Raw genomic sequence first — 11573 nt, 5'->3', positions numbered from 1 at the left:
CTTTGACTGACACTGCGCTATCGCTGCCTCGCTAAAGCTCGAGAGCTCCTACAGTTGAAGGACGATGTTTCGGGATCGTGCTCATGACGTTGCACGCGGCCTGTGCAATACTCGCGTCCGTTCAAATAAGTGGTTTTACTTAAAAATTCAGGGCAGAGGCTCCTGTTTCGGCGATCTATTATGGGGTTTTCCCCTGAATAGTCGCGTTTTTACAGTGAATGGTCCCATGCCGAGCTTTTTATACTGCACGTCCCGTTGGCCTTGCCCGGCAAGACGGCGTCGTTCATCCGACGGCGCCCGTTTGGATCGCGACCCAGGTTTACCCATCTGCGTCGCGCAAACACGACGGTCTATCCAATAACAAAATGAGGTCGTACCCCTATGCCAGTCGGCAACCCACTGCCCCATGGCGAGACCGCTCAAGGCGGCCCGCTCAAACGCGAACTCGGTGAGCGGCATATCCGCTTGATGGCGCTCGGCGCCTGTATCGGTGTCGGCCTGTTTCTCGGCTCGGCCAAAGCCATCGAAATGGCCGGCCCGGCGATCATGCTGTCTTATATCATCGGCGGCCTGGCGATCCTGGTGATCATGCGCGCCCTCGGTGAAATGGCCGTGCACAATCCGGTTGCCGGCTCGTTCAGTCGTTATGCGCAAGATTATCTCGGCCCATTGGCAGGCTTTCTCACCGGCTGGAACTACTGGTTCCTGTGGCTGGTGACCTGCGTTGCCGAAATCACCGCCGTGGCCGTGTACATGGGCGTCTGGTTTCCGGATACGCCGCGCTGGATCTGGGCCCTGGCGGCGCTGATCAGCATGGGCAGCATCAACCTGATCGCGGTGAAGGCCTTCGGTGAGTTCGAGTTCTGGTTTGCCCTGATCAAGATCGTCACCATTATTGCGATGGTCATCGGTGGCGTCGGCATCATCGCCTTTGGTTTCGGCAACGACGGCGTGGCGCTGGGCATTTCCAACCTGTGGGCCCACGGCGGCTTCATGCCCAACGGCGTGCAGGGCGTGCTGATGTCCCTGCAAATGGTGATGTTCGCCTACCTCGGCGTGGAGATGATCGGCCTTACCGCCGGTGAAGCACGCAACCCGCAGAAGACCATTCCCCGCGCGATCGGCTCGGTGTTCTGGCGCATCCTGTTGTTCTACGTCGGTGCGCTGTTCGTGATCCTGTCGATCTACCCGTGGAACGAAATCGGCACCCAGGGCAGCCCGTTCGTGATGACCTTCGAGCGCCTCGGCATCAAGACCGCCGCGGGCATCATCAACTTCGTGGTGATCACCGCCGCGTTGTCGTCGTGCAACGGCGGCATCTTCAGCACCGGGCGCATGCTCTACAGCCTGGCGCAGAACGGCCAGGCGCCGACCGCTTTCGGCACCACCTCAAGCAACGGCGTACCGCGCAAGGCACTGCTGTTATCGATCTTCGCCTTGTTGCTAGGCGTATTGCTCAATTACCTGGTGCCGGAAAAAGTCTTCGTCTGGGTGACCTCGATTGCCACCTTCGGCGCGATCTGGACCTGGGTAATGATCCTGCTGGCCCAGCTCAAGTTCCGCAACGGCCTGAGCCCCGCCGAGCGCGCCGGCCTCAAGTACCGCATGTGGCTGTTCCCGGTCAGCTCGTACCTGGCGCTGGCATTCCTGGTGCTGGTGGTCGGCCTGATGGCGTACTTCCCCGACACCCGCGTGGCGCTGTATGTCGGGCCCGCTTTCCTGATCTTGCTGACGGTGCTGTTCTATACCTTCAAGCTGCAACCTACCAACGCCGGGCGCGTTGCCCCGCAAGCCAGTCGTTGACCGACCCGTTCCACGCGCTACTCAGGTAGCGCGTTGGTTCAGGCGCTTGTTCAGTTCCAGCCAGGCGCCAAGCGCCGCCATCAACAGCACCCCCACCCACGCAGTCAACAGTTGCATGGCCAACGCATCGCCCGCCATGGCGTTGAGCATGTCCGCCAGCGGCGCAAGTACCACGCCCAGGCAAAAGATTTCCAGAGAAAACCGCCCCATGCGGCACACCTGCGCGGCCACCGGGTTTTGCGTCCAGCCGGCCGTGGGCAAAAGCTTGGCGGTGACATAGGCCAACGCGAGGAAATGCAGCAGGCGTACCGGCGACAGGTCGGTCTTGCTGATCGGGTAGATCAGGTCGCTGATCAGCGCCGGCATCAGCGCGTCATGCACATGAGGCCAGCGCCAGGACAGGGTGATGGCTCCAGCCACCAGCACGTACGCCGCCGCCGTCACAAACAGCGGTTGCCGCCACAAAGAGGGCGGCTGCACAGGCTTGGGCGCCTGGCTTTGAATGGCCGCCATGCCGCCCAGCACAAACAGCAATTGCCAGGTCACCGGGTTGAAGTACCACACGCCATCCTCGATTGCCCGCAGGTTCCAGCCCATCCAGGGCGCGAGCAGGTACACCGTCAATGACACCGCCACCACCATCCAGGGTTTGCGCAGCATCAACGGCAACACCAGCGCCAGGCTGGCCAGCAAGACGATGTACAGCGGTAACGGGTCCATCAGGTTGGGCTTGAAGCGCAGCAGCAATTCATCGAGCAGGGCTTGCTGCGGATGCGTGATGAAATGGGTCATGCCCATCTCTTGCACCAGGTCGCGCGTTTCTACATGGCTGTTGGCGAAGAACACGATGCCCATCAGCAGTGCCAGCAAAAAGATGTGCACCACATACAGCACCCAGGTACGCCGCAGGATCTTCAGGCAAGCCATCCAGTAGCCTTCGCGTTGCAGCACTTTGCTGTAGGCCATCACCGATGCAAAACCGGCAAGGAACACAAACACCTCCGCCGCATCGCTGAAACCAAAATTGCGCAAGGTGATCTGGCCGAGGGGGTTGTGAGGGACGTGATCCCAGAATATGAAGATCAACGCCAGGCCCCGAAAAAAATCGATGCGCGGGTCGCGTCCGTTCAGCATGGCAGCGGGCTCTTGTACAGATGGGATGGGTCATGACAAGCGTGCGCAGCGGTGGCCGTGCGCCGCACGTCGGGCGGGCGCAGGTTGGCGGTATTTGTAAGCAAATGCAAAGGCTGGGTATTACTGAATGTCTCGACAGCCTGCCCGGAGCCGGCAGGCTGAGTGAGGGGATGTCAGGCGGCGACCACTTCGTGGGGCTCGAAACTGTCCGCCCGCGCCATCTGCCACATCCGTGAATAAAACTGGCCGTTTACTTCCCCGGTGAGCAGCTCACCGGGCTTGAGGAACACGTGCAACTGCGAAAACAGCTTGATCTCGCTCGCCGACATACGCCGCACCAAATGCTTGGCCGACAGTTGTGACGGATGATCGAGACCGGCAGCGGCGAGCATTTCCGCCAACGCCTTGAGGGTGTTGCGGTGGAAGTTGAACACGCGCTGGGCCTTGTCCGGCACTACCAGGGCGCGCTGGCGCAACGGGTCCTGGGTGGCGACGCCGGTCGGGCACTTGTTGGTGTGGCAACTTTGCGACTGGATGCAGCCGATGGCAAACATGAAGCCACGCGCCGAGTTGGCCCAGTCAGCGCCGATGGCCAGGACGCTGGCGATGTCGAACGCGCTGACGATCTTGCCGCTGGCGCCGAGTTTGATTTTGTCACGCAGGTTCAGCCCCACCAGGGTGTTGTGCACGAACAGCAGCCCTTCGCGCAGCGGCACGCCGATATGGTCGGTGAACTCCACGGGGGCGGCGCCGGTGCCGCCTTCCTTGCCGTCGACCACGATAAAATCCGGGAGGACGCCGGTTTCGAGCATGGCCTTGGCGATGCCCATGAACTCCCACGGGTGGCCCAGACAGAACTTGAAACCCACCGGTTTGCCGCCGGACAGTTCGCGCAGTTGCGCGATGAACTGCATCAGCTCAAGCGGGGTGGAAAACGCACTGTGGCGCGAGGGCGAGATGCAGTCCTCGCCCATCATGATGCCGCGGGTGTCGGCGATTTCCCGGGTGACCTTGTGCTTGGGCAGGATCCCGCCATGGCCGGGTTTGGCGCCCTGGCTCATCTTGATTTCGATCATGCGCACCTGCGGGTCCCGCGCTTGCACGGCGAAGCGTTCCGGGTCGAAACGGCCGTCGCTGGTGCGGCAGCCGAAGTAGCCGCTGCCCAGCTCCCAGGTCAGGTCGCCGCCGTTCTCGCGGTGGTAGGGGCTGATGCTGCCTTCACCGGTGTCATGGGCGAAATTGCCCAGCTTGGCGCCCTGGTTCAACGCGCGAATCGCGTTGGCGCTCAGCGAGCCGAAGCTCATCGCCGAGATGTTGAACACCGACGCCGAATACGGCTGGGTGCACTGCGGGCCGCCGACCATTACGCGAAAGGCGCTCGGGTCGCTGAGCGGCGCGGGGCGCATGGAGTGGCCGATAAATTCGAAGCCCGACTGGTACACGTCGATCAGGGTGCCGAAGGGTTTGTCGGCGGTTTCATTCTTGGCGCGCGAATAGACCAGCGAGCGCTGGGCTCTGGAGAAGGGCAGGGCGTCGCTGTCGGACTCCAGCAGGTACTGGCGGATTTCCGGGCGGATGGCTTCGACCAGGTAGCGGATATTGCCCAGGATCGGGTAGTTGCGGCGCACCGCATGAGGGCTTTGCAGCAGGTCGAAAATGCCGATCAGGCTCAGTACGCCGGTGATCAGGGTGAAGGGCCAGAGCCATTCATGTTCGATAAAGGGAAGGCTGGCGAGGGTGAAGATGACGCACACGGCAAAGAAGGCGTAACGGCTCAGTAACGACAGGCTCATATGGGGTTCCTGGGTTCGGACTCATCGGCTAGGCGGTTTGCGCCTGTAGAAAGATCGAGAACAGCTCTGACTGGGATTTGATCCCTAGCTTGCTGTACATGTGTTTCTTATGGACTTTCACGGTTTCCACAGAGATTTCCAGCTTACGCGCGATTTCCTTGCTGGAGCAGCCGCTGAGCATCAAGCGACCCACATCCAGCTCGCGGGCGGTGAGTTGCGCGCCCCAGTCATCATTCTGGATCGGCGGCTGCAGGGCGCTGACCTGGTTCAGTTCATAGGGCAGGCGCTGGCGCAGCAGGCCCAGTACCCAGGGCTGGATTAGCGACAGCAGGGCAATTTGCGCCGGGTCGAAACGCTGCCGGGAGCCCAGCGACAGGCACAATGTACGCGCATCCGGCAGGTGGCAATTGAACTGGATTTCATCGGCCACCACGTTCAGGCGGAAATAGCGCTGGTAGTACTCGGTGAGTTCGAAGTGCTCCGGCGCCACTTCGGCCAGGCGAAACAGCCCGGTACGCGTGTGTTCGCGGCTGGCGATGTAGAAGGGGTCAAGCAGGTACAGGCCGTTCAGGTAGTCCTGGAACAGGTGGTCGGGCGCGCCGTCGGCACCTGGGCACTCAGCGAATACCAGCGGGCGGTGTTCGCTGCCGAACAGCAACACCACCCAGCTATCGAACGGCACGTACTGGTCCAGCAGGCGCACAAGCTGGGTCCAGAAGTTGGGCTGGTCCAGGGCGTCTATCATTTGCCCCACCGAACGGTGCCAGGCGATGTCTTGCAGCGACATGGTCATTGATCTACCCCTATCGGGTTACCCCCGCCGCGTGATTCCCTGGCCGGTTGCGCCTGCGCATACTGCGGCACGTACACAGAACAAGGAATACCCATGAAGGTCGAATTTGCCCAGTTGGCGGGCCGTGATAACGGTACAGCTTACAACCTTGAGCGGGCCTTGGCGGCGATCGCTGCCGCGGCGGCCGATACGCAACTGATCGTCTTCCCGGAAACCCACTTGATGGGCTTCCCGTCGGCCGAGACTGTCGCCGACGTCGCCGAGCCGCTGGACGGGCCCACCGTACAGGCCGTGATCGACGCCGCCCGCGCACGTAATATCGCGGTGGTGATCGGCACGGCCGAAAGCGCCGGCGGGCAATTCTACAACACCACTTTGCTGATCACGCCCGAAGGGATTGCCCTGCGTTATCGCAAGACCCACCTGTGGGCCTCTGATCGCGGGGTCTTCACCCCAGGCGATCGCTATGCCACCTGTCTCTGGAATGGTGTACGCGTCGGCCTGTTGATCTGCTACGACATCGAGTTCCCGGAAAGCGCCCGCGCCAATGCGCAATTGGGCGCCGAACTGCTGATCGTCACCAACGGCAACATGGACCCGTACGGCCCCACACACCGCACCGCGATCATGGCCCGCGCCCAGGAAAACCAGGTGTTTGCGCTGATGGTCAACCGCGTGGAAGAGGGCGATGGCGGGTTGTTGTTCGCGGGCGGCAGCGCCTTGGTCGACCCGTTTGGCACGTTGCTGTTCGAGGCCGGGCGTGAGGAAGGGCAATTCACGGTTGAGCTCGATCTTGACCAACTGGCGGCGGCACGCAAGGACTACCGCTATCTGGACGACCAGCGCTTGAAATTGCCGGGTGAGGTGATCGAGCGCAGCGATGGGACACGCGAGCTGCTGATCCCCGAATGAATGCAAACCCTGATTTTGTAGTGAGCGGGCTTGCCCCGCGCCGGGGGGCGAAGCCGCCCCAAACCCAGGCACCGCGGTTCCAACTGTAAAAAACAGTGGCTGGGATGGGGCGGCTTCGCCACCCGGCGCGGGGCAAGCCCGCTCACTACAGAACATAAGAACAACGACAGACGCTTTACCCACTTCAGTTCTGCCATAAATCTAATAATCGCGCGGAGAATCACTCATGGCTCGTTTGCAACGCACCCTGTCATTAGGGTCGGTGGTGCTGTTTGGCATCGCCTATATGACGCCGATCATTGTGCTCGGCACCTTCGGCATCCTGGCGCAATCCACTTCGGGCATGGTGCCCGCCGCTTACCTGGCGGCGCTGGTGGCGATGTTCTTCACCGCCATGAGTTACGGGCGCATGGCCTCGGCCTTTCCGGTGGCCGGTTCCGCCTACACCTACGTGCGCAAGGCCATCAGCCCCAAGCTGGGGTTTATTGCCGGCTGGGCGGTGTTGCTCGATTACCTGTTCCTGCCCATGGCCATCTGGCTGATCGGTGCGGCGTACCTTAATTCCGCGTTTCCGACGGTGCCGCAGTGGGTCTGGGTGTTGGCGTTCATCGGCGTCACCAGCGCCATCAATATCGTTGGCCTCAAGCTGGCCAATGGCATCAATGCCTTGCTGATGCTGGTGCAGTTCCTGGTATTGATCGCCTTCGTGGCGCTGTGCATCCATTACATCGGCGGCGATCCGAGCAAGCCACTGTGGACCCTCACCCCGTTCTTCAACGGCCAGATGCAAATGCCATTGATCATGAGCGGCGCGGCCATCGCCTGCTACTCGTTCCTGGGCTTTGACGCGGTCAGCACCCTCACCGAAGAAACCCGCGACCCGCGCCGCACTATCCCCCGGGCGATCATGTTGATTACCCTCATCGGCGGGCTGATCTTCGTGGCGGTGTCCTACTTTGTGCAGGTCGCGCATCCGTCGTTTGAGTTCACTAACGTGGATTCGGCGGCGTATGAAATCGCGCGCAACATCGGTGGCGACTTGTTTGTGTCGGTCTTTCTGATCGGCCTGATCGTCGGTCAGTTCGCATCGGGGCTCTCTGCCCAGGCCAGTGGTTCGCGCCTGTTGTTCGCCATGGGCCGCGACGGCGTGTTACCCAAGTCGTTCTTCGGCACTTTGCATGCGCGCTTCGGCACGCCGGTCAACAGCATCCTGTTGTGCGCGGTGGTGGCGCTGCTGGCATTGAAGCTGGATGTGACCACGTCCACGTCGTTCATCAACTTCGGTGCGTTCCTGGCGTTCAGCCTGGTGAACCTGTCGGTGATCTTTCACTACTGGATCGGCGCCAAGCAACGCGGTGTGCGTGAGTTGATCCTGTTCTTGATATTCCCGGCCGTCGGTCTGCTGGCGGACTTGTGGCTGATGATCAGCCTCGATCACCTGGCCATGTATCTCGGTCTGGGTTGGCTGGCCATCGGCCTGGTTTACCTGGGCGTGCTCACCCGTGGCTTCTCGCAGCAGCCACCGGAGATGGATTTCCAAGAAGCTGCATAGGCCCACGCGCTCTATGCTTATTGCAATCGGTTCTCGTTTGGCTGCATGATTTATGTTACTGTATAACCCATAAAATGCACCCAGACGCCCCGGAGGCCTTATGAAAGCTGGTATCCACCCCGACTACCGTACCGTGCTGTTCCACGACACCGCTGCCGACGTGTTCTTCCTGATCGGCTCCACCGCCGACAGCGATCGCACCCACACGCACAGTGACGGCAACACCTACCCTTATATTCCCCTGGATGTGTCCAGCGCTTCGCATCCGGTCTACACCGGCCAGCAGCGCAAGACCCAGGCCGAAGGCCGCATCGCCGGGTTCAACAAACGGTTTGCTTCGTTTGGGGCGAGTCCGAAAAAAGTCGAGGAGTGAGCACAATCCGGCGGCGTGTCCTACACCGCCGTCTGCCGAATCGGCAACACCACCCGAAACGTCGTGCCCTTGCCCGGTTCGCTGCTGACGGCGATCGTGCCGCCATGTTTCTTGACGATGCCGTAGGACAGCGACAGCCCCAGCCCCGTGCCTTCGCCCACCGGTTTGGTGGTGAAGAACGGGTCGAAGATTTTCTGCAGTGCTTCAGGGGCGATGCCGCAGCCGTTGTCCGCCACTTCCAGCCAGATGTTCTGGCCTTCCACGCCGTTGCTGATGGTAATGGTGCCGCGCTCCGGGCCCATGGCTTGCGCCGCGTTGATCACCAGGTTCATCACCACCTGGTTGAGCTGTGAGGCGAGGCATTCGATGTCCGGCAGTGGTTGGTAGTGCTTGACGACATCGGCCTTGTACTTGAGCTCGCTGGCGACGATGTTCAGCGTCGAGTCGATGCCCTGTTGCAAGTTCGCAAACTGCCAGGTCTGGTCGTTGTCCACCCGTGAGAAGTTCTTCAGGTCCTTGACGATCTGCACCACCCGACCAATGCCTTCCTTGGATTCTCTGATCAGGATCGGAATGTCTTCCGTGAGGAAATCCAGCTCAAGGCTGGTACGCAGCGCCTTGAGTTGGTCGCGCTGCTCCGGCGCCGCAATCAGCGGCTCGGCGCCTTGGTAGGCTTGCAGTATCTGTTGCAACTGCTTGAAGTAGCCGTCCAGGGTGCTGAGGTTGGAAGAAATGAAGCCCACCGGGTTGTTGATCTCATGGGCGACGCCCGCCGCGAGTTGCCCCAGCGACGCAAGCTTTTCAGACTGCACCAGTTGGCTTTCCAGGTGCTTGCGCTCGTCGATTTCCAGTTGCAGCGCTTGCGTGCGTTGTTCCACCAGTTGCGCCAGGTGGGTGGTTTGCAGCGAAGCGCGGCGGGCCATGTCCCATTTGTTGGCCAGGGTGTTGGCCATTTGCTGGACTTCAATATTGTCGAAGGGTTTTTTCAGGATCAGCAGGCGATCATGGCCGTGCAGGCGTTCGAGCAGGTCTTCCCAGGCATAGTCCGAGTACGCAGTGCACACCACCACTTGCAGGTCGTGGTCGACTTTCCACAGCTCTTCGATGGTCCGGGCGCCGTCCCAGCCCTGGGGCATGCGCATGTCGACAAAGGCCAACGCGTAGGGACGTTGTTGCGTCATGGCCGTGGTTAGCAGGCCAAGGCCTTCTTCGCCGCCATAGGCCGAGTGCAGCTCGAAAACCTGTGCCTGGGCCTTGGTCGTGTCGCCGAACAGCGCCGATTCCATGTCATTCAGGAGCTGGTTCGCTTCAACGGGCGGCATCAGGATCTTGCGAAAATCATCATGGATCGAAGGCGTGTCGTCGATCAGCAGGATGCGCCGGTTGGGAGGTTGGTTCATGTCGGGCTTCCAGCAAGGGTAAGAGGGATCGTCAAGGTAAACACCGCGCCTTGGCCCGGCCCGTCGCTGTGGGCGCTGAGTTGGCCATTCATTTCCACGGCGGCCAGGGCGCAGCTGTGCAGGCCGAAGCCATGGCCTTCCTTGCGGGTGGTGAAGCCGTGCGTGAAGATGCGGGTCATGTTTTCTGCCGGTATGCCTTCACCCTCGTCCTTCACGCTGATCTGCAAGGTGCCGTCATCCAGCGGCTGGACCCGCAGCGTCATGTACCGCGGCCGGTCGGAAAGGCTGGACATGGCCTGTTTGGCGTTGCTGATCAAGTTGACCATGATCAACAGCAAGCGGTGTTTGTCCGCAAGGATCTCTGGCACCTCGGCGTAATGCTTGACCACCGTGACATTGTGCCGGCTCAGCGAGCCTTCGTTCATGCGCAAGGCGTCGTCCATCAGCGCGCCGATATGCAACGCTTCCTTTAGCGTGGCCGCGCCGGCATAGGATTGTTGGGTGGAGACGATGTCTTTGATGTGGTCGATGCTTTTGCTCAATTGCGCCAGTTCCTCGGCCATCCCTTGCTGCTCGACGGCGATCGCCTCCACCAACTGGTTCAAGTAACCGGGCAGCAGCTTGCCCTTTTCATCCTCGGTGAAAAAGCGGCCCAGGTCGCCCTGGTGTTCGTTGATCAACTGCATGGCTTTGCCCAGGCCCAACGCCTTGCTGCTGCGCAATTTGCGCGTGACCAGGTCGGCGGAGATATTCACGCTATTGAGCACGTTGCCTACGTTGTGCAGCACGTTGGTGGCGATCTCTGCCATGCCGGCCTGGCGAGCGCTGTCCAGGAGTTCGCTTTGCGCATCCTTGAGCTGTTGCGTGCGTCGCTCCACGCGCTGTTCCAGGGTTTCATTGGCCGCATGCAAGGCGCGGTTGACCCGGTTGATTTCAGCGAAACTGCGCAGCAGGCGCACCGCCAGGTACAACAAAAGCGCCACCAGCAGGGTCGAGAAGACCAGCAAGTAGCGGTGGTATTGATGGTCGATAAGGTCAGCCGCCTGCTGGTCCTGGTCCAGATGCGTGGTCAGCTCGTCCAGGCGCTCGGCCACCGGGACCGCGGCTATGCGTTCCAGCAAGCCGTTGACCACCGGCTGCTCGCGCAGGATCAACGAAATGTGGTTGCTCAGAATCTCCACAGGCGCCTGGAAATCGGCGGGCAAACGCTCCTTGTTGATCGCCAGTTTGCCCAGGCCCACCAGGATATCGGCGGCGCGCTCATCGCTGGTGACCTGGGCGAACTCCAGGCTGCTGAGCAGCAGGTCGTAAGTGTCGGTGGCCACGCCCTGCAGTTGCAGACGGTCGTGCTCATTGAAACGGTTGAACTGCGCCTGGATGTCATCTTCGGCCGTCGGTAGAAAAGCCAATGAGTTGCGCAACACCGCGTTGTGGGACTTGAACCGGTCGACCAACCGGGCTTTTTCCTGGATGGCCCCCTCGTAGGCGTCCCGGCTGGCTTGCCAGCGGGTCAGGTCTTCGGGGTTGTGATAGGTCTCACGGCTGTCCAGGCTGGCCCATAGCTGGTTCATTTGCGCGAGCGGTGCGACCAGCGGGTCGTAGTTGTGGGTAATCGCTATCCGCGCCTTGAGCACTTCGCTGTCCCACTGCGCATTGAGCTGTTGGAGCTGGCGGATCAAATCCCGCGAATGGGTATAGGTGGCCGTCTGGTCGCGGGAGGACTTGACGTACAGGTACACCAGCGTCGAGGCCAGCAACAGGGTGGCCAGGCCCAGCAATACCTGGGTGATGCGGCGGCGAGACAGGGTCATGT

9 protein-coding genes are annotated in these 11573 nt (G+C 61.1%); 4 read left to right on the top strand and 5 right to left on the bottom strand.

All coding sequences use genetic code 11. The features are described 5' to 3' along the window. The first annotated feature begins 381 nt into the window (after nucleotides 1-381). Nucleotides 382-1803, top strand: coding sequence for an amino acid permease (locus KVG91_RS27475; RefSeq protein WP_169378303.1), 1422 nt, complete (start codon nucleotides 382-384; stop codon nucleotides 1801-1803). Nucleotides 1804-1824: 21 nt separating this feature from the next. Here the strand turns inward: KVG91_RS27475 and KVG91_RS27470 are convergent, their stop codons facing one another. From KVG91_RS27470 to KVG91_RS27460, 3 genes are all read right to left on the bottom strand, one after another. Then, on the bottom strand, nucleotides 1825-2937 hold the full coding sequence (locus KVG91_RS27470) for an OpgC domain-containing protein (protein WP_169378304.1): 1113 nt from the start codon (nucleotides 2935-2937) through the stop codon (nucleotides 1825-1827). Nucleotides 2938-3110: 173 nt separating this feature from the next. Then, nucleotides 3111-4730 (bottom strand): FMN-binding glutamate synthase family protein, encoded by a 1620-nt coding sequence (locus KVG91_RS27465; RefSeq protein ID WP_169378305.1) that lies wholly within the window; start codon nucleotides 4728-4730, stop codon nucleotides 3111-3113. Between the two features lie 28 nt (nucleotides 4731-4758). Next, complete coding sequence (locus KVG91_RS27460) at nucleotides 4759-5523, bottom strand: helix-turn-helix transcriptional regulator (RefSeq protein ID WP_169378306.1); 765 nt, start codon at nucleotides 5521-5523, stop codon at nucleotides 4759-4761. Between the two features lie 93 nt (nucleotides 5524-5616). On the opposite strand from KVG91_RS27460, the gene KVG91_RS27455 reads away from it, so the two are divergent. From KVG91_RS27455 to KVG91_RS27445, 3 genes are all read left to right on the top strand, one after another. Continuing rightward, nucleotides 5617-6435, top strand: a complete 819-nt coding sequence (locus tag KVG91_RS27455; RefSeq protein WP_169378307.1) for a carbon-nitrogen hydrolase family protein — start codon at nucleotides 5617-5619, stop codon at nucleotides 6433-6435. A 226-nt stretch (nucleotides 6436-6661) separates the two neighbouring features. Continuing rightward, nucleotides 6662-7987 carry an APC family permease gene (locus KVG91_RS27450; protein ID WP_169378308.1) on the top strand — a complete coding sequence of 442 codons (1326 nt, stop codon included), beginning with the start codon at nucleotides 6662-6664 and terminating at the stop codon, nucleotides 7985-7987. A gap of 100 nt (nucleotides 7988-8087) precedes the next feature. Then, nucleotides 8088-8360, top strand: a complete 273-nt coding sequence (locus KVG91_RS27445) for a type B 50S ribosomal protein L31 (protein ID WP_169378309.1) — start codon at nucleotides 8088-8090, stop codon at nucleotides 8358-8360. Between the two features lie 20 nt (nucleotides 8361-8380). Here KVG91_RS27445 and KVG91_RS27440 read toward each other — a convergent pair whose 3' ends face one another. Together KVG91_RS27440 and KVG91_RS27435 are read right to left on the bottom strand one after the other, a co-directional pair. Further along, on the bottom strand, nucleotides 8381-9760 hold the full coding sequence (locus KVG91_RS27440) for an ATP-binding protein (protein ID WP_169378310.1): 1380 nt from the start codon (nucleotides 9758-9760) through the stop codon (nucleotides 8381-8383). Next, entirely contained in the window at nucleotides 9757-11571 is a 1815-nt protein-coding gene (locus tag KVG91_RS27435; protein ID WP_169378311.1) for a DAHL domain-containing protein, read from the bottom strand. Before KVG91_RS27435 ends, KVG91_RS27440 begins: the two co-directional genes overlap by 4 nt. Nucleotides 11572-11573 lie beyond the last annotated feature (2 nt).

Origin of the sequence: Pseudomonas azadiae, from assembly GCF_019145355.1 — a bacterium.
GTDB lineage: Bacteria > Pseudomonadota > Gammaproteobacteria > Pseudomonadales > Pseudomonadaceae > Aquipseudomonas > Aquipseudomonas azadiae.
Note: the sequence above shows the minus strand (reverse complement) of the source record. Positions and strands in the feature narration are given on the sequence as shown.